Here is a 24096-nt window from a genome sequence, read left to right as displayed (position 1 = left end):
CCGCTCCGTCGGTCTCCCGTCAGACCCCGGGCGGCACCCGGGACGGGCGGCCGCGGCCGGCGGTGAGGCGGTAGCCGGCGATGCCGGTCAGGGCCGCGGCGACGCCGCCCGCCGCGGTCCAGATCCAGCGGTCGGACCACCAGCCGGAGGCCCAGCCGCCGTCCGGTTCGGCCGCCGTGGCCGCGGGCGCCGCGGAGGCCGACGGGCTCGCCGAGGCGCCGTCCGTCCCCTCGTCACCGGGCCGGTCCTGCGTGTCGGAACCGGTCGCCCCCGGGACGAGCGGCGCGGCCAGCGCCCCGTCCACGGCGTGGGCGCCGCCCGCGTCCTTGACGTCGGCGGTCACCTCGGCGCGCACCGGCAGGCCCAGGTCCTCCTGGGACAGTTCGGTGGTGGTCAGCCGCAGGTAGTAGCGGCCCGGCAGCGGGTCGTCGGACCACGGCTCGGCCCAGGCGCGGACGGTCCGCAGGGTGCAGGCCAGCTCCACCGACGCGGCGTCGGCGGTCGCCGTCCGCGCCTGCATGCCGTAGCGGCACGCCTGACGGCGCCGCAGCCCGTCGTACACGTCCAGACGCCAGGTGGCCGCGGCGTGCCGGGCCGAATCAGGCAGCTTCACCTTCGCCCGTACCGTCGCGTCCTGACCCCCGTCGAGGGGGACCGCCCAGTACAGGTAGTCGCCCGTGGAGGCGTCGGCGGTGGCCCGCTGGCCGGGCAGCATCAGGGCGGCCGTACGGAACGAGGTGCCCGCCTCGGTCGGCGCGGGCGCCTCGCCGTCGGAACCGGGGCTCGGGGAGCCGCCGGAAGCCGTGGGCGCCGAGTCGTCCGCGAGCGCCGGGGCGGCCGCGGTGAGCAGGGCCGCGGCGGCGAGCAGCGCCGCCGTCACGGTGCGCGGGATCCGCATCAGTTGGTCCTCCAGACGGAGATGCGCCAGCGGGAGATCCAGCCCCACACGAGGCCGCCCACCAGACCGGCCAGGGCGAGGGTGACCAGCAGCCACCAGCCCCGGCCCAGCCCGAAGGCGGCCGGATCGGCGGCGGTACGCGGCGCGTCCACCAGATCGACGGCCAGCTCGACGGGCAGCCCCGGCTCCCGCTTGACCGACGCCGGTGCGGAGAAGGAGTTGCTGACCTGGAGGCAGACCTTCTCGGCGGGCGGGGTGTCGCTGCCGTCCGGCGCGTCCTCGTCCGGCTTGGGGTAGCGCAGCCCGGTGGAGAGGACGTCGGTGCGCCCGTCTCCGGCCTCGGAACCGCGGACGATCTCCCGGCCGTGGACGGTCACCGCCCGCAGCAGCACGCCGTAGTCGTTGTCGACGGCCCGGTCCGCGGCGACGCTGACCGACGCCCGCAGCTCCTGGCCGGGCCGGACCGCGACGCGGTACCAGCGGTGCTCGGCGAAGCGCTCCCGGTCGCTGTAGAGACCGGGCTTCAGCTCGGGCGCCTTCGCGCACTGCGCGGCGCCCTCGGTCGCCACCGGCGTCACCACCGGATCGGCCGCCCGGTCCACCAACTGGTGCACCCGCTTGCCGAGCTGCTCGGTGTGGTGGATGGAGGTGTACGTACCGCCGGTGGCCTCCGCGATGCAGCTCAACTGCTTACGGGTCTTCGCGTCCGGCAGCAGGCCGAGGGTGTCGACGGTGAGGTGGATGCCCCGGGCGGCGATGTCGCGCGCCACCTCGCAGGGGTCGAGCGGCTGGCAGGTGTCCTCGCCGTCGGTGATCAGGACGATCCGGGCCGAGTCACCGCCCTTGAGGTCGTCGGCGGCGGCCAGCAGCGACGGGCCGATCGGCGTCCAGCCCGTGGGGGCCAGCGTGGCGACCGCCGTCTTCGCGTCGTTCCGGTCGAGCGGCCCGACCGGGTAGAGCAGCTTGGTGTCCTTGCAGCCGACCTTGCGGTCCTCGCCCGGGTAGGTGGCGCCGAGGGTGCGGATACCCAGCTCGACATCGGCCGGCACCGCGTCCAGGACCTCGTTGAACGCGGTCTTCGCCGCAGCCATCCGGCTCTGTCCGTCGAGGTCGCGGGCGCGCATGGAGCCGCTGACGTCGAGGACCAGCTCGACCTTCGGGACGGGCTTCGCGTCCGGCTCACCGGCCGCGGCGGGTGTGGGGAGCAGGCCGACGGCCACCGTGGCGAGCAGGCCGCACACCCCGGCCGCCAGCCGCTTTCTTATGATCATCGACGGATCGTATGGAGGATTCACCGCCAGAACAAAACGGCCCGTCAGATACCGGACGCGGCCCGCCGGACGGGCCCGCGCCCGCCCGGCCGGGACCCGCCGCCCAGCCGGACCCCGCGCCCGCTCCCGCCGGAAATCCGCCGGGGCGGCCCGTAACCGAAGGGCCGGGCCCCGCCCGGCGGTTACGGCACCCGCGCCGTCCACTCCTCGTTCGCGAACTTCGTCCGCACCAGCTCCTCGGCGCGCGCCAGCTCCGCGTCGGTGACCGCGCCGCGCGTCAGGCCGTACCGGTCGCGGAACGAGCCGATCATCCGCGTGATGACCTCCTCGCGCGGCAGCCCCGTCTGCCGCCGCAGCGGATCGACGCGCTTCTTGGCGCTCTTCGTGCCCTTGTCCGACAGCTTCTCCTTGCCGATGCGCAGCACGTCGAGCATCTTCGCGGCGTCGATGTCGTACGACATGGTGACGTGGTGCAGCACGGCGCCGGGCCCGCCGTCCGGGCCGACCATCCGCTTCTGCGCGGCGCCGGCGACCTTGCCGATCTCGGTGGCGATGTCGTTGAGCGGCTGGTACCACGCCTTGATGCCCATGTCGCCGAGGGCGCCGAGGACCCAGTCGTCCAGATAGGCGTAGCTGTCCGCGAACGACAGACCGGAGACCAGCGCCTCGGGGACGGCCAGGGAGTAGGTGATGGTGCTCCGCGGCTCGGCGAACATCGCGCCGCCGCCGGAGATCCGCCGGACGACCGTGACGCCGTGCCGGGCGGTGCCCTCGGCGTCGACCTCGTTGCGCAGCGACTGGAAGCTGCCGATGATCACTGCGGGGGCGTCCCACTCCCAGACCCGCAGCGTCGGCGGACGGCGGCCCGCCGCCACCTCGGCCGTGATGACCTCGTCGAGCGCCATGTGCAGGGCGGGCGGCTGCGGTTGGTCGTGGATGAGCTGCCAGTCGTAGTCGCCCCACTCGGTGGCCTGCGCCAGCGCCCGCCGCACCGCGATCGCGACGCCCTCCGCCGTCAGCCCGAACATCACCGTGCCCGCCGGCAGCGCCGCCGTGATCCGGGCGGCGAGCCCCGCCGCGTCGGTGGTGGCGGGGGCGCCCTCCAGCGCGTTGTCGATCGCGCCGATCGCCTCGTCCGGCTCCAGGAAGAAGTCCCCGGCCACCCGGACGTGCCGCAGCACGCCGCCGACCACGTCCAGATCGACCACGACGAGCTTGCCGCCGGGAACCTTGTACTCGCCGTGCACCGTGCCGCCTCCACGCCCGCCGTCGGCCGCGCCGGCCGAGATCCGTCCTGATTCGTCCCACCGTAACCGAGGCCACCGACAGCCCGGCCCCGCCCGCGCACGCGCCCCGGGAGCGCCGCTCCGCACCACGTCAGGGGCGCGCCGCGGCAACTCCCCGGCCCGTCAGGGATCTTGGCGGCCCTGGCCAGAGCCCTCCCCGAACTCCTACGATGCGGGGGAACGGGGAGGGGGCTCGACGTGGTGCAGCGAGTGGGACGGGTGGAGTCCGGCGTCGCCTGGGTGATCAGAAACCTGGACGTGGTCATCGCGGTCGGGCTCGGCCTGACCATCGGCATGATGGACGTCTTCGGCGACGTCATCAGCGACGACGTGTCGTCCGGCGCGACGTTGCTGGTGCTCGGCACCCTCGCGGTCGGCTCGATGACGGAGCGGCTGCGCCGCAAGTCCGACATCGAGGAGGCGTCCGCGGACACCCGCCGCGCCCTGGAGGACCTCGCGATGGTCCGCTCCCTGTCGGGCGACGAGGTCGGCGACGCCCTGGAGGAGGCCCGCGCCCAGACCAACCGCTGGTACTTCAAGGGCGGCACCGGCACCTATCTGCGCGCCGTCACCCTGCCGCGCTGCGTGGCGAGCGCCACCCGCCAGCGTGCCCAGCTCAGCGTCAAGATCGACATCATCAACCCGGCGGACGAACGGACCTGCGCCGCCTACGCCCGCTTCCGCCAGACCTTCGCCCGCCGCCGCAACGACGACGCGGCGTACGCCTGGACCGCCGACCGCACCCGCAAGGAGGCGTACGCCACGGTCCTGGCCGCCTGCTGGTACCGCCAGCGGCTCGACACCCTGGAGATCAGCGTCCACCTCTCCTCGGGCGTCCCCACCCTCCGCTTCGACCTCTCCGAGTCCTGCCTGATCATCACCCAGGACGACCCCAACCGCGTCAACCTCCTCGTCCCCCGCGGCCGGCCGCTCTACGACTACTACGTCACCGAGCTGCACCAGAGCCGCGAGCAGGCCGTCCGCCTCGACCTGCGCGGTATCGCCCCGCTCGGCGACGAGCCCACCGTCGACGAGGTCCGCGCGGTCTTCGACGACGTCGCGCTGCCGCTGCCCTCGGTGTTCGGCGACACCGACGTCGCGGAGATCATCGACAAAGCCCTGCACGCTGAGGACCCCTACCGGAGGTGAGACGCCTCGGGCGCGGCTCATGGACTACGACACGCTCGAACGACTGCTCCGGCCCGGCACACCACGGGAGGCGCCCCGCGCCGGGGTCACCGGTGTCCTGGAGGACATCGCCCACGGCCGGCGGGAGATCCGCGCCGTCCACCATCCGCTGGGCTTCCTGTGCCTGCCGCTGGACCGCGACGGCGCCCGCGGCGTCTGCGTCCACCTCTTCGGCACCGGCGCCCGGCCCGACCCCACCGCCGCCCCCATGCACGCCCACAGTTGGGAGCTGCACAGCTACGTCCTCTACGGCCGGGTCGGCAACCTCCCGGTGACCGTGACGGATGCCGCGCACGCCCCCACCCACCGCGTCTTCGAGGTCGCGAGCGCCCCCTCCGGCGTCGACGAGCTGCGGCCCACCTCCCGCCTGGTGCGCTGCGAGCCGGGCCCCGCCGCCGCCAGTGGCAGCGGGGAGACGTACCGCCTGCCGGCCGGTGAGTTCCACGCCACCGTCGTCACGCGCGACGAGCCCGCCGCCACGCTGGTGCTCGGCCGGTCGCTGCCCGGCCACACCGACCTCTCCCTGGGGCCCCTGCACGGCCGCGGCCACCGTACGGTGCGCCGGCTGTGCGGCGCGGAACACACCGAACGGACCGTCCGCACAGCACTGAGGAGGATCCATGCCGAGCAGCGCGCATGACCGGGACGCCGCACCGTACGCGCACGAGACGCGGGTGGCCGTCGCCGCCGCCGAGGAGGCCGGGGCGCTGCTGCGCGGCCGGTTCGGCGCGGCACGGGCGGTGGGGGTGAAGGACGCCGAGGGCGATGTCGTCACCGATCTCGACCTCGCCGCCGAGAAGATCATCCTCGCCCGCCTCCGGACCCACTTCCCGCACGACCGGATCCTCTCCGAGGAGGCGGGCCTGCTCGACGCCGCCGGCGCCCGCACCTGGCTGGTGGACCCGCTCGACGGCAGCAACAACGTCGCGATCGGCCTGACCGCGTACGCCGTCGGCATCGGGTTGTGCGTGGACGGCGCGCCGGTCGTCGGCGTGGTGCACGAACCGGTCACCGGCTGCACCTGGCAGGCGGTCCGCGGGCAGGGCGCCACCCGCGGCCCGGACCGGCTGCCCGGACCGTCCGGGGCGGTGCCGCGCAGCGGCCCGGTGGTGGCCTGGACGCAGGGACACGCGGTGGGCCGGGCCGACCCGGTCGCCGCGGGGCTCCGTGGTCAACTGGAGCGCCGGGCCCGGCGGGTGCTCCAGCTCTGGGCGCCGCTGCTGGGCTGGTCGATGCTGGCGCGCGGCGCGATCGACGGTTTCGTCGGCTACCGCGCGGAGGGCATCGACTTCCCCGCGGGCGCGCTGCTGGCCGCCGAGACGGGCGTGGAGTTCCGCACCCTGAGCGGTGGCCCCTTCACGGTGGGCTCGGCCGGCCCGGACACTGACCGCAGTTTCGTCGCCGCCCGCGCGGACACCCTGACCTACCTGCTCGACGTGGTCGCCGGGGCGCGGGCGGCCTGAAGAGGTACGGACCGAAGAGGTACGGACGATGGGGGAGGCCACCGGGCGGGCCGGGCGGTCACCGGGCGGCCCGCTCCGGCAGGCGGCCCGCTCCCGGCGGGGCCGTCGTCCGTCACCGGCCGCTCCGGGGCGTCCCGCTCACCCCACCGCCAGCGCCGCCGTCGCCGCCAGTGTCGCCGTCACGGCCAGGACGAGACCGGTGCCCACGAAGCGCCGCAGCGGGATGACGGTGCCCTGGCCGCGGCACCGCTCGAACCACAGCAGCGTCGCCAGCGACGCCCACGGCGTGACCAGCGGGCCGACGTTGGTGCCGATCAGCAGCGCCAGCAACTGGTCGTGGTTGCCGACCGGGACCGCCGCCTCGCCCGCCATGTAGACCGGCAGATTGTTGAGGACGTTGGACAGACCCGCGCCGACGCCCGCCGAGCGGAACATGCCCAGCAGCCCGCCGTCCGGCCCGACCGCGGCCGTCAGCAGCGCGTGCAGCCCGTGCGCGTTCACCGTCTCGACGACCAGGAACATCCCCGGCACCAGCACCAGCAGCCGCCACGGCACCAGCGACCAGCGCAGCTCGGCGGGGCGCCGCACCACGAACGCCACCACCACGACCAGCATCGTCGTCAGCGACGCCGACCACAGCGGTACGTCCGCCACGAGGATCGCCACCAGGAACCCGGCACACGCCAGCGCGCACACCCGGAACAGCACCGGATCGGCCGGCGCCGTCCGCTCCGGAGGCACGTACGTATCCGCGCCCCGCCGCCCGCGCCGCCAGTGGAAGCCCCACAGGCACACCGTCGTCACGGCGATGGCGGCCAGTTGGGGCAGGCCCATCGTCGCCGCCATCTGCGTGGGGGAGAGGCCGACCCGGTCCGACGCCAGCAGGTTCGTCAGGTTCGACACCGGCAGCAGCAGGCTCGCGGTGTTCGCCAGCCAGACCGTCGTCATCGCCAGCGGCACCGGCGCGATACCGACCCGCCCGGCCAGCGCCAGCATCACCGGCGTCAGCAGCACCGCCGTGGTGTCGAGGTTCAGCGCGATGGTGGTGACGGAGGCGAAGAGCACACACAGCCCGAACAGCCGCGGATAGCTGCCCCGGCCGGTCCGCGCCACCCAGGACGCCACCGCGTCGAACACCTCGGCCCGGCCGGTCAGTTCGGCCATCACGATCACCGTGGCGAGGAACGCCAGCAGCGGCCCGATGCGCGCCATCGCCTCCCCGGCGGGCGCGGTCGGCAGCAGCCCCGTGACCACACACAGCAGACCGCAGCCGAGCAGCCCGGCGGCGAGCCAGTCCAGAGGATGCAGACGTTTGAGGAAGCGCACGCCCGACAGCGTCGCACACACGCCCGGACCGGGCGGGGGAGAGGTGCGGATCAAGGGCGCCGGCGGAAGGCTCCGGCGCCCGCCGCCCGCCTCCACGCGCCGGAGCCCGGCGCCGCCCGGACGGCCCGCCGCCCGCGCCCGGCCCCGGAACGAGCCCGTACACATGATCCCCTCAACCGCCTGCCCCGCCCACCGCGACCTCCTACGATGGGCGCATGGTGACTGACGGGGAACTGCTCGGCCGGACGCGTGACTTGGACTTCTTCATCAGCTATTCGCCCGCCGACGAACAATGGGCGTCCTGGATCGCGTGGACCCTGGAGGAGGCCGGGTACCGCACCGTCATCCAGGCGTGGGACTTCGTCGCCGGGACCAATTTCATCGACTTCATGGACCGCGGCGTCAGCGAATCCGTCGCCGTCATCGCCGTCCTCTCCGGCCACTACGGCCGCTCCACCTACGGCCGCATGGAGTGGCAGGCCGCCCTCCGCGCCGAACCGGAGCAGCCCGAACGCAAGCTGCTGACCGTCCGCGTCGAGGACATCCCGATCGAGGGCCTGCTCGCCACCATCACCTACGTCGACCTCGTCGGCGTCACCGACCCCGCGACCGCCCGGGGCATGCTCCTCACCCGCGTCGGCCAGGCCGTCGAGGGCCACGCCCGGCCCGGCCACAGCCCCGGCTACCCCGGCTCCCTCACCGCCACCGGCTCCTTCCGGCTGCCCGCGCCCGCCCCCGCCCCCGACGACCGGCAGCGCCCGCTCGGCCGCACCGGCTGGTCCGGCCGCCGCCGCCCCGCCCGCGCCCCGCAGTACCCGCAGGCCCCCGGGCCCGCCCGCGACCAGGGTGCGCTGACGGTGCTCCACCTCGCCGGGCCCGACTTCGGCCGCGGCCGCGAACCGGACGCGCTGCGCCGGGAGATCCGCGGCGACCTCGTCGAGCTGAAGGACGCCGGGGCGCCCTCGCCCGACCTCCTCGTCGTCACCGGCGATCTCACCGCCTCCGGCAGCCCCCGCGAGTGCGACCAGGCCCTCAGCTTCCTCACCGGTCTGCGCTCCCAGCTCGACCTGCCGCCGCAGCGCGTCATCGTCGTCCCCGGTAACCAGGACGTCAGCCAGGCCGCCTGCCGCGGCTACTTCCACACCTGCGAGGCCGACGAGATCCCGCCGCAGCCCCCGTACTGGCCCAAGTGGCGCCACTACACCCGCCTCTTCCGCGGCCTCTACGAGGGCCTGGACACCGTCTTCGACAGCGACCAGCCCTGGACCCTCTTCCCGGTCCCCGAACTCCACACCGTCGTCGCCGGGTTCAACTCCTCCATCGCCTCCAGCCACCGCCCCGACGACCAGTACGGCTTCCTCGGCCGGGACCAGGCCACCTGGTTCGCCGAGGCGCTGCGCGGCTACGAGGAGGAGGGCTGGCTGCGCATCGGCGCGCTCCGCCACCCGCTCACCGGCCGCCGCCGCCCCCAGGACGCCCCCGGCGGCCCCGGCATCCTCCGCGACGTCGACACCTTCACCCGGCTCGCCGCGCCCCGCCTCCACTTCGTCCTGCACGGCCCCAGCGGCGGCCCCCGCACCGCCGGTGGCGAGCCCTCCCACGACCACCTCCCGCTCCAGAACGGCGCGTTGCCGCTGTACGGTTCGGCCGCTCCCGCCGGGTTCGAGCTGCTGCACGTCACCGCCGACGGCGTCACCCGCTGGACGGGCGAGGGCGGCACCGAACCGGCCGTCTTCCCGGTGAGCTGGCAGGGCGCCGGCCGTCTCTTCGCCCCGCCCGGCGAGCCCGCCGCACCGGGCGTCGAGGCCGCCGCCCCGCCCGCCGACCACCGCGCCGTCGCCGAGCCCGCCGACTCCCTCGCCGAACGCGTCAAGGAGGTCTGCCGCGCCCGCCAGGAAGGCGTCCGCCTGCGCGACGTGCCCCGCACCGGCCCCGACGACCTCACCCAGATCATGGTCACCTGGAGCGACGAGGGCGTCATCCGCCAGCAGCGCGTCGCCGTCCACCCCGGCACCCCCACCGATGCCGAACTCGACCGCTTCCTCGCCCAGGTCCACGCCACCGACACCACCTCCGAGGCCGAGCTGGTCCACGACGGCCCGCCGCCCGAGCAGGCGCTGCGCGAGCGCGCCGGGCGCCGCGGCATCCGCGTCCGCAGCTTCCTCGAATTCCAGGGCCTGCTGGACCTGCGCACCTACGTCACCGCCCAGACCGCCCGGCTCAGCAACGACGACCGCTACGCCCCCGACCTCTACCTCCCGCAGCGCTTCCGCGACGCCGAACGCCCCGACGCCGACGTACGCGACCACCTCGTCGAGGAGATGCTCCAGCTCCTGGAGACCGACCACGGCCGCTTCCTGCTGCTCCTCGGCGACTTCGGCCACGGCAAGACCTTCGCCCTGCGCGAGCTGGCCCGCCGCATCCCCGAACGCCTCCCGCACCTCACCCCGATCCTCATCCCGCTGCACACCCTCGACCGCGCCCACAGCCTCGAAGGGCTCGTCGCCGCCCACCTCGCCGGCCACGACGTCGACACCATCGACCTGCGCGCCCTGCGCTACATGCTCGGCCAGGGCCGCGTCGTCCTGCTCTTCGACGGCTTCGACGAACTCGTCAACCGCGTCAGCTACGACCGCGCCGCCGACCACCTCCAGGTCCTCCTCAACGCCGCCGTCGACAACGCCAAGATCGTCGTCAGCAGCCGCACCCAGCACTTCAAGTCGCAGGACCAGGTCCTCACCGCGCTCGGCGAACGCGTCGGACTCCTCTCCCAGCGCCGCATCCTCGCCGTCGAGGGCTTCGTCCCCGAGCAGATCCGCGCCTACCTCGTCGGCCGCTACGGCGACGAGGAGACCGCCGCCCGCCGCTTCGAACTGCTCGCCGCCATCCCCGACCTGCTCGCCCTGTGTGCCAACCCCCGGCTGCTGAGCTTCGTCGCCGACCTCGACCCCGACCAACTGCGCGCCGTCGCCGGCGCCGGCCGCGCCCTGAGCCCCGCCCGGCTCTACGAGGACGTCTTCACCGCCTGGCTCGCCCACGAGGAACGCCGCGGTCAGGGCGGCCCCGGCGCCGCCCCCGGCCTCACCCTCGACCACCTCTGGGCCGCCGTCACCGCCCTCGCCCGCCGCCTGTGGGAGACCGGCCGCAGCGCCCTCCACCTCGACGAGCTGACCGACACCGTCGCCACCGCCCTCGCCGGGCTCGCCGGGACGACCCTCACCACCCAGGAGAGCGCCCAGGCGGTCGGTGCCGGATCGCTGCTGATCCGCACCGACGACGGGCTGTTCCAGTTCATCCACGGCTCCGTCGTCGAATGGCTCGTCGCCCGCGACGCCGCCGACCGCCTCGCCGACGGCGACAGCGCCCTGCTCGCCGCCCGCCCGCTGAGCGCCCTGGCCGTCGAGTTCTTCTGCGACCTCGCCGACCACGACCTGTCCACCGCCTGGGTGCGCACCGTCCTCAACGCCCCCGGTCCCGGCGTCAGCGACGCCGCCCGCGCCAACGCCGTCCGCGTCATCGACCGGCTCCGCGTCCCCGCCGGCGCCGACCTGCGCGCCGCCCGCCTCTCCGGCGAGGACCTCTCCGGACGCGACTTCTCCGGCGTCGACCTCACCGGCGCCGACCTCACCGACACCCGCCTGATCGGCGCCAACCTCTCCGGCGCCGTACTGCGCGACGCCCGCCTCAACGGTGCCCGCCTCGACCACGCCGACCTCTCCGGCGCCGATGTCACCGGCGCCGACCTGCGCGGCGCCCGCCTGACCCGCGCCGATCTGCGCGGCGCCGTCCTGACCCGCAGCCGCTGGCACCGCGCCGCCCTCATCGACCCGCTCCTCGACCCGCAGGTGCGCGCCGCGCCGGAACTGCGCACCGCCGCCGTCGCCCCCGGCATGCCCGTCGAGGTCGGCTTCCGCCCGGCCGCCGTCGGCGTCCCGTACGGCTTCGACATGCGCACCAGCCGGCTGCCCGAGCCGCTCTCGTACAGCCCCGAGGGGGAACTCCTCGCGGTGGGCAGCGAGGACGGCGGGGTGCTGGTCTGCGCCGCCGACACCGGCCGCGCGCTGCGCACCCTGCACGGGCACGAGGGCCGCGTGTACGCGGTGAAGTTCCGCTCCCGGGTCCTGGCGACCGGCGGCGCCGACGGCACCGTCCGGCTGTGGGACCCGGTCTCCGGACGGCAACTGCACCGCCTGGACATCCATCCGGGCGGCGTCTGGCCGGTCTCCCTCGACGACGCCGGCACGCTGCTGGCCACCGGCGACGCGGACGGCCTGGTCACCCTCTGGGACACCGCCACCGGCGAGCCGCTCCAGCAACTGCCCGGCCACGCCGCTCCCGTCTACACCGCGGTCTTCAGCGCCGACGGCCACACCCTCGTCACCGGCGACGCCGCCGCGAACCTCCGTATCTGGGACACCCGTACGGGAGAGTGCACCGGCACCCTCGACGGCCATGAACACGCCGTGTTCCGCGCCCGGTTCAGCCCCGACGGGACGCTGCTGGCCACCGGCGACCACGGCGCCGACGGCCACGGCACGGTCCGCGTCTGGGACCTGGCCGAACGCCGGTTGCTGCACACCTTCACCGGTCACACCGGCCGCGTCTACACCCTCGACTTCCACCCCGACGGCAACCTCCTCGTCAGCGGCGACACTGACGGCCAGGTACGGCTGTGGGACCCGGTCGTCGGGGCGCCCGCGGGCGCCCTGGAGCGGTGCACCGGCGCGGTCTACCAGGTGATGTTCGGCAACGGCGGACGGCTCCTCGCCGCCTGCGACAGCGACGGCACCGTCCGGCTGTGGCGGGTCGCGCTGAGCGGCGGGCACCGCGCCATCAGCCTGCTGCGGCAGCAGCCCGTCGAGCACCGCGGCTCCGCCTGGGCCTGCCGGTTCCGCCCGCAGGGCAGCCAGTTGGTGACCGTCGGCAACGACGGCGGCGCGCAGATCTGGGACGCCGACACCGGCCAGGGCCAGCGGATCCTGCGCGGGCACGGCCGCCGGGTCAACACCGTCGCGTTCAGCGCCGACGGCGCCCGCCTCGCCACCAGCGGCAACGACGGCGTCGTCCGCCTCTGGGACGCTCGCACCGGCCGCCGTACCGCCGAACTCACCGGCCGCGGCGACCGGTTGATCTCCGCGGTCTTCAGCCCCGCGGGCCCGATACTGGGCACCGCCAGCAACGACGGCGACGTCTATCTCTGGAACGCCGTCACCGGCGAGTACCTGCGCGAGATCGACGTGGAGACCGACCACACCTGGGCGGAGGCGTTCAGCTCTGACGGCACCCTGCTCGCCACCGCCAACGACGACGACTCCGTCCGCCTGTGGTGGCGCGCCACCGGCGCCCATGTCGCCACCCTCGCCGACCACCGCGGGCGGGTGCGGTCCATCGCCTTCCGCGGCGACGGCGCGGCGCTGGCCACCGGCTGCGACGACGGCCGGGTCCGCCTCTGGGACCAGGAGAGCGGCCGGATGACCGCCGAACTCGACGGCCACGCCGACCGCGTCTACGCCGTCGCCTTCGGCGCCGACAGCGACTGGCTGGCCAGCGCCTCCTGGGACGGTACCGCCCTGATCTGGCGGGACGGCGCGCCCCGCCACGTCCTGACCGGCCACCACGGCAGGCTCTGGGCGGCGGTCGCCCACCCCCGGCTGCCGCTGCTCGCCACCGCCGGCGACGACCGCGTCATCTGCCTCTGGGACGCCCGCACCGGCACCCGCACCGCCCGCCTCACCGGCCACACCGGACGGATCTTCTCCCTCGCCTTCAGCCCCGACGGCACCCGCCTGGCCAGCGCGGGTGAGGACGGCACCGTCCGCCTGTGGAACATCCCCGCGCCGGACTGCCCGCCCACCCCGCACGCCACGCTCATCGGCGTCTCCGGCGGCTGGGCGGCGCTGACCCCCGAGGGCGGCTACAAGTACGAGGGCGAGGTCACCGGCGAGTTCTGGCACGTCGTCGGCATGGCCCGCTTCACCCCCGGCGAACTGGACGAATATCTGCCGGGCGTCCACCGGCTGCCGCTCGACGCGGAGTTGTGAGGGGGCGGGGTCCGGGCGCCGATGGCGGTCCGGGCCCCGGCGTTCCGCGACCTCAGGAGCGGAAAAGGAGCGGAAAGGAAAAGTGAGGGGGCGTCGGACCGGCGCCCCCCGCTTCGTCGTGCCCGCCCGTCGTTCTGCGCGCGGCTTCTCCGGCCTCGCCGTGCTGCCTGCCCGCCGCTCCGGCCTTGCCGTGCTGCCCGCCCGACGTTCTGCGCGCGGGTGGCTTCTCCGGCCTTGCCGTGCCGCTTCCCCGCCGTTCCGGCGCGGTGCCGCGGTGGCGTCTGCCGCCGGGCTCGTGCGGCTTCCTGACCCTGCCCGGGCCGGGAGAATTATTTGGCTGATTCTTTGTGGCGCGGGCGCGATATTGGTCGACATGATCATCACGCTCTGCCGATCTTCTGCTTCATATGGTTATCGGTTCGCGAGGTCGGCGAGCATAACCGCAGGTCGGAGTCGGGTGGGGCATGGCGGGTGTCCCTGTTCGGGGAGTTCCTGTCATACGGGCGTTCCGCATCATCAGGCGGAAATGAGCCGAATGGCCGTGGGTGGACTTAAGCGAAAGTGGGCGGTTAAATGGCGACAAAGTCTGGTAGCGGGGATCTTGAGCCGATCGCGGTGGTGGGGATGGCGCTGCGGTTCCCGTCAGCCGCCGATTCCCCCGAAGCGCTGTGGCATCTGCTGACGTCGGGAGAGCGGACGGCGGGCCCGGTCCCCCGGGAGCGGTGGGAGCCGTATCTGTCGGACAGCCCGGAGGTCGCCGGGCTGCTGCGGCGGACGGTGCAGTACGGGTCGTTCCTGGACGACATCGCGGGGTTCGACGCGAATTTCTTCGGCATCCCCCCGCGCGAGGCCCACGTGATGGACCCGCAGCAGAGGATCGCTCTGGAGGTCTGCTGGCGGGCCCTGGAGCATGCGGGGATCCCGCCCCGCGCCCTCGCGGGCAGCGACACCGGCGTGTTCATGGGGGTGGCGGACAGCGACTACGGCCGGCGCCTCCTGAGCGACATCCCCGGTGTCGACGCCCTGCGGATCTCGGGCGGGATGCACTACGGCGTACCCAACCGGATCTCCCACCTCTACGACCTTCTCGGCCCCAGCATCTCGGTGGACACGGCCTGCTCGTCCAGCATGGCGGCGATACATCTCGCGGTGCGGAGCCTGCAGTCCGGTGAGATTCCGCTGGCGCTGGCCGGCGGCTCCCACCTGATGATCGGCCCGGCTCCGCTGCTGGGACTCACCGACGCGGGCACGACGTCCCCGGACGGGGTGAGCAAGCCCTTCGACGCCGCCGCCGACGGATACGGGCGCGGCGAGGGCGTGGGCATGCTCGTCCTGAAGCGGCTGGCGGACGCCCGGCACGCGGGTGACCGGGTGCTGGCGGTGATCGCGGGCAGCGCCGTCAACCAGGACGGCTGGACACCCGGATTCATGGCACCCAGCGATACGGCCCAGGCCCACATGTTGCGGACGCTGTACGAACGGGCGGGGATCACGCCGTCGGCGGTCGATTACGTGGAGGCGCACGGCACCGGCACCGCGGTCGGTGACCCGCTGGAGGCCGCGGCCCTCGGAGAGGTCTTCGGCCGCGGCCGGACCCTGGACGATCCCTGCCTGATCGGTTCGGTCAAGCCCCACATCGGGCATCTGGAATCCGCTTCCGGGGTGGCCGGTGTCATCAAGACGGTGCTGGCGATACGGGCCGGAACCATTCCGGCGACCCCCGGGTTCTCGGGAGCGCTCAACCCGGCGGTGGACTGGGCGGCTTCGGGGCTGAGCGTGGTGCGGGAGCCCATGGCGTGGCCGGACCGCGGTCATCCGCGGCGAGCGGGCATCTCCAGCTTCGGAGCCGGCGGCACCATCGGCCATCTCATCCTGGAACAGGCCCCGGAACCGGCCGCACCCGAGCGTGCGGCGCGGCACGCGAACGCGCTCTATCCGCTCTCCCCGGCAGGGGCCGACGGTACGCAGCGGCGGACGCCGCGCCTGTTCCCGTTCTCCTCCATGTCCCGCGAAGGGGTGGCCGCCAATGCGTCCGCCCTCAAGGAATGGCTCGACGGCCACCCGGAAGCGCCGCTGCCCTCGGTCGCCCACACGCTCACCAGGCGCCGGTCCGCGCTGCCGTGGCGCGGGGCCGTCGTCGCCGCCGATCACGCGCAACTGGCCGACCGCCTGGCGCGGGCGGCCGAGGGCGGCCAGGCGGAGGGCGTCGCGCTGCGCCGCGTGCGGCACGAGGACGCCGACGCCGTCTGGGTGTTCTCCGGACAGGGCGCGCACTGGCCGGCCATGGGCGAGCAACTCCTGGCCACGGAACCGGTGTTCGCCGAGGTCGTGGACGCACTGGCACCCGTGTTCCAGGAGGAGCTGGGCATCGACCCCAGGTCGGCCCTGACCGGCGGCCCGCTCGAAGATGTCGCCCATGTCCAGGCGCTCACCTTCCTGATGCACACCGCCCTGGCCGCGCTGTGGACGTCACATGGCGCCAGGCCCGCCGCCGTGGTGGGGCACTCCCTGGGGGAAATCGCCGCGGCTGTCGCCGCCGGGGTGCTGTCCCGAGAGGACGGTGCCCGACTGGCCTGCCGACGGGCGCGGTTGATGCGCGCCGCCCAGGGCAAGGGGGCCATGGCCCTGGTGGGACTGGCGCCGGACCGGATCGCCGCACAACTGGCGGACGACCCGGCGGTCTCGCTCGCCGTGTACTCCTCCCCGGTCTCCGCGGTCATCAGCGGTGACACCTCCGCCGTCGACCGGTGGTGCCGGCGGTGGGAGGCCGAGGACGTCTTCGTCCGGCGGGTCAAGAGCGATATCGCCTCCCACAGCGCGCACATGGACCCGATGCTCTCCGGCATCGCCGACGCCGTACGCGACCTCACGGTCCATGAGCCGTCGGTGCCCCTGTACAGCACCGCCCTCGACGACCCCCGGTCGGACGCCCCGAGGGACGGCCGCTACTGGCAGGCGAACCTGCGCAACGCGGTCAGGTTCCGTCAGGCCGTCGAAGCGGCGGCTCAGGACGGGCACCGGGTGTTCCTGGAGATCTCCAGCCACCCCATCGTCACCCACTCCCTCACCGAGACGGTGGCCGACGGCTGGGACCTCGACGAGTTCACCGTCGCCCACTCCCTGCGCCGCGGCACGGGACCCGAAGCCGTGGTCGCGAACCTGGCGGAGCTGCACTGCGCCGGTATGCGCGTGGACCGGTCCGTCCCCCGGTACGACGGCGAGCTGACCGACCTCCCGGGCATGGTCTGGCAGCACACCCGCTACTGGTGCGACACCTCGCTCCGCCGCGGGGGACACGACCCGGAGGCACACACCCTGCTGGGCTCCGTCACCGCGCTCGCGGGGCAGGCCACCCAGTACCTGTGGGAGACGCTGGTGGACCGCCATCGGCGCCCCTACCCCAACGAGCACACGGTGCACGGCGTCGACATCGTCCCCGCCGCCGTACTGATCAACACGTTCCTGAACGCCGCCCATCACGCCGGTCACCCCCTGGCCCTGCGCGATATCGCGCTGCGTACCCCGATAGCGGTCGACCCGGCCCGAAACGTGCAGGTCACGCTGGGCGAAGGCATGCTCGCCCTGCACTCCTGCCCCAGCGGCACCGCGACCCCGGAGAGCTGGCTCACCCACACCACGGCGTGCCTGGACACGAGCGGCGGGGAGCAGCACCACGCGGCCCCGCGTCTCCGGTCGCCCTGTGACATCCCGCTGGATCCCGCCCGGCTGCTGGAGACGCTCGCCCCGCTCGGAGTGGCGGGATTCGGCTTCGACTGGGAGGTCGGCGACGTGCGGCGGGGTACGCACGACATCCAGGCCCGTTTCCGGACGCCCGCCCCCCTCGTGAACCCCGAGACCGACTGGGCACCGCTCCTCGACGCCGCGATGACGATCACCACCGTGCTGCTCCTGGACGAGGACGGGCCCCGTATGCCCGCCCACGTACGCCACGTAGGCGTCCAGGGAAGCCCCCCGGCCGAGTTCGTGGTCCATGCGCGGAGGACTCCGGACGGCGGCGGCATCGACATCCAGGTCACCGGCGTCGACGGTACGCCGGTCGCCGTCGTCGGCGGCCTCTCCTTCCGGGCGCTCGACGGCGACGGCACCGGCAGGCTCCCCGATCCCCGCCGCATCACCCACCACGTCGTACGGCGCCCCTGGACACCCTCCGGGACGAGGGAGGACCCTTCGCATCTGATCGTCGTCGCCCCCGACGGCGCGGTGCCCCCGTGGCTCGACAAGATCCTGACCGCGGCCCCCCTTCCGTATACGCTCGCCGACAGCCCCGACGCCCTCACGGCCCTGATACCCGCCGTGGGTGGCCGCGCCGCCGTCGTGGTCGCCGCCGCCACGCCGGACGCACGCCAGGTCGGCCGGGCGGCCGAGGAACGCACCTGGTCCCTCCTGCGCACCGCGCAGTGTCTCGCCGATCTTCCCCCCGGCCACCGGCCGCGCCTGTGGTGCCTGACCGAGGACGCGGCCACCGCGCACACCCTCGACGGCCTGGCGCAGGCCGCGCTGCTCGGTGCCGGCCGCGCCGTCGCCGGCGAACACCCGGAACTGTGGGGCGGGCACATCGATGTCGCCGACCCCGCCGGCCTGGACGACGCCACCTTGCTGTCCGTACTGGGCGATACGGCCGACGAGGACATCTATCTGATCCACGGCGACGGCGTGGGCGTCGCCCGCCTCGCCCCGCTGCCCGAGACGGCGCCCCGGCTTCCGGCGCCGTGCCGGCCGGACGGCACCTACCTCATCACGGGCGGGCTGGGAGCGCTCGGCCTCGAAACCGCCCGCCGGCTCGCCCACCGCGGCGCCCGCCGCCTCCTGCTCCTGGGCCGCACCCCGCTCCCGCCCCGTGCCACCTGGGGGGACGAGCACCCCGCGGTGGTGCGGGACCGTATCGACGCCATCCGCCGGCTGGAGGAGCGCGGGGTCACCGTGCACACCGCGGTGGCCGACGTCGCCGACCGCGAGGCGACCCGCCGCGCACTGGCCGACGCCATGGAGCACCTGCCTCCCGTCCGCGGTGTCGTCCACGCCGCCGGCCTCAGCGAGAACCGGCTGATCGCCCGGTTCGACGCGCCCGCCCTGCACCGTGTCCTGGCTCCCAAGACCGACGGCACGCTCGTGCTCCACGAGCTGTTTCCCCCCGGCAGCCTGGATTTCCTCGTCCTGTTCTCCTCCACCGGCCAGCTCATCCGCAACACCGGACAGGCCGGGTACGCCGCGGCCAACGCCTTCCTCGACGGCTTCGCCCGCTACCGCCGCGCCCAGGGCTGCTCCGGCACACTCACCCTGGCCTGGCCGGGCTGGCAGGGGCTCGGCCTCTACGCCACGGCGACCGGCGTCTTCAGCCAGGAGATGGCCGCGTCGGGCACCGGCGACATCTCGGCCGTCACCGCGTTCCGGTGCTGGGAACACGCCGAGCGGTCCGGGGTGCCGTACGCGGCGGTCCTGCCCCTCACCGCCGAGCCGACGGGTACGCCCCTGGCCCTCCTCCGCGACCTGACCGCACTCCGCGCGTCCGTCCCTGCTCCCCGGGAGGAGGAGCACGAGGCCACCGACTGGAAGACGCTGCCGGGTGCGGAGCAGCGTGCCTACCTGGACCACGCGGTCGCCCAGCACCTCGCCCGGGAACTCCAGATGGCGCCCGACGAGATCGACCGCAGGCGCCCCCTCCTCGACATGGGCCTCGACTCCCGCATGACGCTCTCCCTCCGCGTCCACCTGGAGAAAACCCTCGACATCAAACTCCCCGCCACCCTGCTGTGGCGGTACCCCACCCTCCACGACGTCCTCACCTACCTCCAGCAGACACAGGCAGCCGCGGAGGTGACGACCTGAGTGGAGGGAGGGGCTGAGCAAGGGAAGGAGACGCCATCGCGCTGTGCCTGCCGGCCCCGGCAGGCACAGCACGGGCCCTCGATGGCCGTGGCCCGGGAAGCCTCCCCGAGGGGAGAGCGCCGCACCGGGACGACCGGGTAGGACAGAGGCTCCCGTGCGGCCCCGGCCCGGGGCCTGACTTCCACGCCCCGGGCCTGCGCGGGGGCCACGTCCAGGCCCGGGGCTACGGCCGCTCCGGGCCCGGACGCAGCCTGGCCCCGGGGCCCGCGGCGGCCCCGCCCCGGGGCGCACCACCGCCCGAGCCGCGCCCCCTCATTGCGCCCGGCGCGCCCCGTGCGTTCTGCTGGCTCCGTCGACCGTCCCGCCGGGCCCGGGGTGCGCCCCGGGCGGCGGCCGCCCGCGTCCCGAGGAGCCCGCCCGTGTTCACCACCCGCCCCACTCTCCAAGGCACCTTCGGGATGGCCGCCACCACGCACTGGCTGGCGTCGCAGTCCGCGATGGCGGTGCTGGAGGACGGCGGTAACGCCTTCGACGCGGCCGTCGCCGCCGGTTTCGTGCTGCACGTCGTCGAACCGCACCTCAACGGACCGGCCGGTGAGGTGCCGATCCTCCTCGCCCCGGCGGGCGGCCCCGTGCGCGTCCTGTGCGGCCAGGGCCCCGCGCCCGCCGGGGCGAGCATCGCCCACTACACCGGCCTCGGCCTCGATCTGGTGCCCGGCACCGGACCTCTCGCCGCCGCCGTGCCCGGCGCCTTCGACGCCTGGATGCTGCTCCTGCGCGACCACGGCACCAAACGCCTCGCCGACGTCCTGCGGTACGCCATCGGGTACGCCGAGCACGGCCACCCCGCCGTCGAGCGGATCGGCGAGACCATCGCCGCAGTCCAGGAGCTGTTCACCACCGAGTGGACCACCTCCGCCGCGCTCTACCTGCCCGGCGGCCGCCCCGTCGCCCCGGGCGGGCTGCTGCGCAACCGCCCGCTCGCCGCGACCTGGCAGCGCCTCATCGCCGAGGCGGAGGCCGCCGGGCCCGGCCGCGAGACGCAGATCGAGGCAGCCCGCCGCGTCTGGCGCGAGGGCTTCATCGCCGACGCCCTCGCCGGCTTCGCCGCCCGCCCGGCCATGGACACCTCCGGGGAGCGCCACGCCGGCACCCTCACCGGCGACGACCTCGCCGCCTACGCCGCCGGTTACGAGGACCCGGTCACCCACGGCTGGAACGGCTGGACCGTCGCCAAGGCGGGCCCCTGGTCGCAGGGGCCCGCCTTCCTCCAGCAGCTCGCCCTGCTGCCCGGCACCCTGCCGCCCTACGGGAGCGCCGAGTACGTCCACACCCTCATCGAGGGCTGCAAACTCGCCATGGCCGACCGTGAGGCGTGGTACGGCGACGCCGCCGACGTCCCCGTCGCCACGCTGCTGGGCGACGCCTACAACACCGCCCGCCGCACCCTGATCACCGACACCGCCAGCCATGAGCTGCGCCCCGGCAGCCCCGACGGCCGCGCCCCGCGGCTCGCCCGGCACGCCCTCGCGGCCGCCGCCGGCGCCACCGGGGCGGCCTGGTCCCCGGGCGCCGGCGAACCGACCGTCGGCACCGGCCTCCCCGCCGCGCGTCTCCCCGGCACCGGCCTCCCCGGGCCCGCCGACCCGGTGACCGGCCCCGACGGCGCCACCCGGGGGGACACCTGCCACCTCGACATCGCCGACCGCTGGGGCAACCTCGTCTCCGCCACCCCCTCCGGAGGCTGGCTCCAGTCCAACCCGGTCGTCCCCGGCCTGGGCTTCCCGCTCGGTACCCGCCTCCAGATGACGTGGCTGGAGGAGGGCCTGCCGGGCAGCCTCACCCCGGGGCGCCGCCCCCGGACCACGCTCACCCCGTCGATGGCGCTCCGCGACGGCGTGCCCGTCATGGCGTTCGGCACCCCGGGCGGCGATCAGCAGGACCAGTGGCAGGTCCACTTCTTCCTCGCCGTGGCGCTGCGCGCACAGGTCCGCGCCGGTCTCGACCTCCAGGGCGCCATCGACGCCCCGAACTGGCACAACGACTCCTTCCCCGGCTCCTTCCACCCGCGCACCATGCGTCCCGGCGCCGTCACCGTCGAATCCCGCATCGGCCCGGACGTCATCGCCGGACTGCGCCGCCGAGGCCACCACGTCACCGTCGGCGGCCCCTGGTCCGAGGGCCGGCTCTGCGCGGTGGCCCGCGACCCGGAGACCGGCGTCCTCTCGGCCGCCGCGAACCCGCGCGGTATGCAGGGCTACGCCGTCGGACGTTGATCTTTCCGCAGGTCAGCGGCGGGTGCCGGGCGGGCCGCGGCACCCGCCCGTGGTCTGCCGGGCGCCCGGAATTCACCTGTGGTCCGGCTGCCGTGTCAGTGGGGCGTGGTTCGATGGACACATGATCGAAGCAGTCGATAACCGCCATCCGGGAGAAAACGCACACCGCACCGCCGCGGCCACCCGGCCCTTGGCCGCCGTCCCGACGCCCGAGGAGGCCGCCGCCGTCGAGGAGGCGATCCGCCGCGCCGCGGCCGAGGAGATCCTGCCGCGCTTCCGGCAGCTCGCCGCCGAGGACGTCGTGGAGAAGAACGGCCCGCACGACCTCGTCACCGTCGCCGACCGCCGCGCCGAGGAGCAGCTCACCGCCGCCCTCACCGCCCTGCTGCCCGGCTCCGTGGTGGTCGGCGAGGAGGCCGTCCACGCCGACCCGTCCGTACTCGACGCGCTGCGCGGCGACGCCCCCGTCTGGATCGTCGACCCGGTCGACGGCACCCGCCAGTTCGTCCATGGCGACCCCGGCTTCGCCACCCTCGTCGCCCTCGCCCACCACGGCGAACTCCTGGCGTCCTGGACGTACGCGCCCGCCCTCGGCCTGATGGCGGTCGCCCGCCGCGGCCACGGCGCCACGCTCAACGGCGCCCCGCTCGTCCCGCATCCCGCGGTGCCCGGCGCCGCCCTCGAAGTCGCCATCTCCCACTACGACTTCACCACCGACGACCAGAAGCGGGTGCTCGGCGCCCTCGACGCCGAAGGCGTCGCCCCGCGCCCCTGCGGCTCGGCCGGTCTGGAGTATCTGCGCATCGCCCGCGGCGAGATAGCGGCGACGGCCTTCAGTTGGGAGAACGCCTGGGACCACGCCGCCGGGCTGCTGCTCGTCCAGGAGACGGGCGGCGCTTCCGCCACCGTCGCCGGAGCGCCGTTCGCCCTGGCCGGGGGCAACGCCCTGCCCTTCACCGCGGCCCGGGACGGCGAGGTGGCCCGGCGTATCCTCGGACTGCTGGCAGCCGCCAACTGACCCCCCGCGGCGGCGGGGGCCGCACACGAGGGAGTGGCGCAGGTGCCGAGAATGCTGGACGCCGTGGTGATCGGGGCGGGGCCCAACGGCCTGACGGCGGCGGTCGAACTGGCCCGCCGCGGGCTCGCCGTGGAGGTGTTCGAGGCCCGCGACACCGTCGGCGGTGGAGCCCGTACCGAGGAGCTGACCCTCCCCGGCTTCCACCACGACCCCTGCTCGGCGGCGCACCCCTTCGGCATCGGATCCCCGGCGTTCGGCGCGATGCCGCTCGCCCGGTACGGCCTGGAGTGGCTCCACGCCGACCTGCCGATGGCACACCCCTTCCCGGACGGTACGGCCGCGGTGCTCGCCCGCTCCGCCGCCGAGACCGCCCGCTCCTTCGGCGCCCGCGACGCCGGTACGTACCGCAGGCTCGTCGCCCCGTTCCTCGGCAGGTGGGACACGATGGCGCAGGACTTCCTGCGCACCCAGTGGCTGGGCCTGCCGCGCGATCCGGTGACGTACGCCCGCTTCGGGCTGACCGCGATGCAGCCGGTCACCCTGCTGGAGCGCCGCTTCCGCGGGGAGAAGGCCCGTGGTCTGCTCGCCGGTCTCGCCGCGCACGCCATGGCCCCGCTCGGCGGCTTCGGCACCAGCGGTCTGGCCCTGATGTTCGCCCTCGCCGGGCATGAGCGCGGCTGGCCGGTGGCGCGCGGCGGCTCCCAGGCGATCTCCGACGCGCTCGCCGGACTGCTGGGCGACCACGGCGGCACCGTCCACACCGATTTCGAGGTCAAGCGGCTGGATGACCTGCCGCCGGCCCGCGCGTACGTCTTCGACACCTCACCCACCGCGCTCGCCCGGATCGCCGGACTCGGCAACGCCTACCGTGACGTGAAGTACGGAGCCGGCGTCTTCAAGATCGACTACGCGCTCTCCGGGCCGGTGCCCTGGACCGCCGAGGAGGCCCGCCGGGCCGGCACCGTCCACATCGGCCCGACCAGCGGCGAGATCGCCGCGGCCCTTCACGCCGCGTCCCGGGGCGAGGGCCCCACCGTCCCGTTCCTCATCACCACCCAGCCCAGCATCGTCGACCCCACCCGCGCCCCCGAGGGCAAGCACACCTTCTGGGCGTACGGCCATGTCCCCAACGGCTGGGAGGGCGACGCGACCGAGGCCGTCGAGCGGCAGATCGAGCGGTTCGCCCCCGGCTTCCGCGATCTGGTGCTGGCCCGCGCCGTCGCCGGACCGCCCCAACTCGCCGCCCGCAACGCCAACTACGTCGGCGGCGACACCGCCACCGGCTCCGCCGCCGGTCTGCGCCTGCTGATCCGCCCCAAGCTCGCCCGCGTCCCGTACGCCACCGCGCACCCCGCCGTCTTCCTCTGCTCCCAGGCCACCCCGCCGGGCCCGGGGGTCCACGGCATGTCCGGCCACCACGCCGCCCGCTACGTCTGGCGCCATCTGCGCGGCGGGCGGCGCTGAGCGGATCGCCGCCCCGGG

12 protein-coding genes are annotated in these 24096 nt (G+C 74.7%); 8 read left to right on the top strand and 4 right to left on the bottom strand.

Translation table 11 applies throughout. From position 1 onward, the window contains the following. Positions 1-19: 19 nt before the first annotated feature. The 3 genes from ACGH2B_RS03365 to ACGH2B_RS03355 all read right to left on the bottom strand — a co-directional run bounded on the left by ACGH2B_RS03365 (position 20) and on the right by ACGH2B_RS03355 (position 3416). Positions 20-898, bottom strand: coding sequence for a hypothetical protein (locus ACGH2B_RS03365; protein WP_399096660.1), 879 nt, complete (start codon positions 896-898; stop codon positions 20-22). Next, positions 898-2169 carry a VWA domain-containing protein gene (locus tag ACGH2B_RS03360; protein ID WP_399083803.1) on the bottom strand — a complete coding sequence of 424 codons (1272 nt, stop codon included), beginning with the start codon at positions 2167-2169 and terminating at the stop codon, positions 898-900. The genes ACGH2B_RS03365 and ACGH2B_RS03360 overlap by 1 nt, the downstream gene beginning before the upstream one ends. A 182-nt stretch (positions 2170-2351) precedes the next feature. After that, positions 2352-3416, bottom strand: a complete 1065-nt coding sequence (locus ACGH2B_RS03355) for a biotin/lipoate A/B protein ligase family protein (RefSeq protein ID WP_399083800.1) — start codon at positions 3414-3416, stop codon at positions 2352-2354. 237 nt (positions 3417-3653) lie between these two features. Here ACGH2B_RS03355 and ACGH2B_RS03350 point away from each other — a divergent pair, with 237 nt between their 5' ends. The 3 genes from ACGH2B_RS03350 to ACGH2B_RS03340 are packed head-to-tail and all read left to right on the top strand — an operon-like array spanning position 3654 to position 6106. Continuing rightward, positions 3654-4604, top strand: coding sequence for a hypothetical protein (locus ACGH2B_RS03350; protein ID WP_399083797.1), 951 nt, complete (start codon positions 3654-3656; stop codon positions 4602-4604). Between the two features lie 19 nt (positions 4605-4623). Then, positions 4624-5283, top strand: coding sequence for a hypothetical protein (locus ACGH2B_RS03345; protein ID WP_399083794.1), 660 nt, complete (start codon positions 4624-4626; stop codon positions 5281-5283). Then, positions 5264-6106 (top strand): inositol monophosphatase family protein, encoded by an 843-nt coding sequence (locus ACGH2B_RS03340; RefSeq protein ID WP_399083791.1) that lies wholly within the window; start codon positions 5264-5266, stop codon positions 6104-6106. The genes ACGH2B_RS03345 and ACGH2B_RS03340 overlap by 20 nt, the downstream gene beginning before the upstream one ends. A gap of 138 nt (positions 6107-6244) precedes the next feature. Here ACGH2B_RS03340 and ACGH2B_RS03335 read toward each other — a convergent pair whose 3' ends face one another. Next, positions 6245-7432: an SLC13 family permease gene (locus ACGH2B_RS03335; RefSeq protein WP_399083788.1), complete on the bottom strand. Its 1188-nt coding sequence runs from the start codon at positions 7430-7432 to the stop codon at positions 6245-6247. Between the two features lie 215 nt (positions 7433-7647). Here ACGH2B_RS03335 and ACGH2B_RS03330 point away from each other — a divergent pair, with 215 nt between their 5' ends. The 5 genes from ACGH2B_RS03330 (at position 7648) to ACGH2B_RS03310 (ending at position 24078) form a co-directional block, all read left to right on the top strand. After that, entirely contained in the window at positions 7648-13473 is a 5826-nt protein-coding gene (locus ACGH2B_RS03330; protein WP_399083785.1) for a TIR domain-containing protein, read from the top strand. Positions 13474-14046: 573 nt separating this feature from the next. Continuing rightward, positions 14047-19320, top strand: coding sequence for a type I polyketide synthase (locus ACGH2B_RS03325; RefSeq protein ID WP_399083782.1), 5274 nt, complete (start codon positions 14047-14049; stop codon positions 19318-19320). Between the two features lie 419 nt (positions 19321-19739). Then, positions 19740-21596, top strand: coding sequence for a gamma-glutamyltransferase family protein (locus ACGH2B_RS03320; protein ID WP_399083779.1), 1857 nt, complete (start codon positions 19740-19742; stop codon positions 21594-21596). 121 nt (positions 21597-21717) lie between these two features. Further along, positions 21718-22614 (top strand): inositol monophosphatase family protein, encoded by an 897-nt coding sequence (locus ACGH2B_RS03315; protein WP_399083776.1) that lies wholly within the window; start codon positions 21718-21720, stop codon positions 22612-22614. Between the two features lie 42 nt (positions 22615-22656). After that, positions 22657-24078 (top strand): phytoene desaturase family protein, encoded by a 1422-nt coding sequence (locus ACGH2B_RS03310; protein WP_399083773.1) that lies wholly within the window; start codon positions 22657-22659, stop codon positions 24076-24078. Positions 24079-24096 lie beyond the last annotated feature (18 nt).

The sequence above is a fragment of the Streptomyces sp. BBFR2 genome (genome assembly GCF_044497305.1).
Taxonomy (GTDB): domain Bacteria; phylum Actinomycetota; class Actinomycetes; order Streptomycetales; family Streptomycetaceae; genus Streptomyces.
Note: the sequence above shows the minus strand (reverse complement) of the source record. Positions and strands in the feature narration are given on the sequence as shown.

Coding starts and splice junctions, on each gene's coding strand:
- ACGH2B_RS03365 (WP_399096660.1), bottom strand. CDS start 898: ATGCGGATCCCGCGCACCGTGACGGCGGCGCTGCTCGCCGCCGCGGCC.
- ACGH2B_RS03360 (WP_399083803.1), bottom strand. CDS start 2,169: ATGATCATAAGAAAGCGGCTGGCGGCCGGGGTGTGCGGCCTGCTCGCC.
- ACGH2B_RS03345 (WP_399083794.1), top strand. CDS start 4,624: ATGGACTACGACACGCTCGAACGACTGCTCCGGCCCGGCACACCACGG.
- ACGH2B_RS03340 (WP_399083791.1), top strand. CDS start 5,264: ATGCCGAGCAGCGCGCATGACCGGGACGCCGCACCGTACGCGCACGAG.
- ACGH2B_RS03330 (WP_399083785.1), top strand. CDS start 7,648: ATGGTGACTGACGGGGAACTGCTCGGCCGGACGCGTGACTTGGACTTC.
- ACGH2B_RS03325 (WP_399083782.1), top strand. CDS start 14,047: ATGGCGACAAAGTCTGGTAGCGGGGATCTTGAGCCGATCGCGGTGGTG.
- ACGH2B_RS03315 (WP_399083776.1), top strand. CDS start 21,718: ATGATCGAAGCAGTCGATAACCGCCATCCGGGAGAAAACGCACACCGC.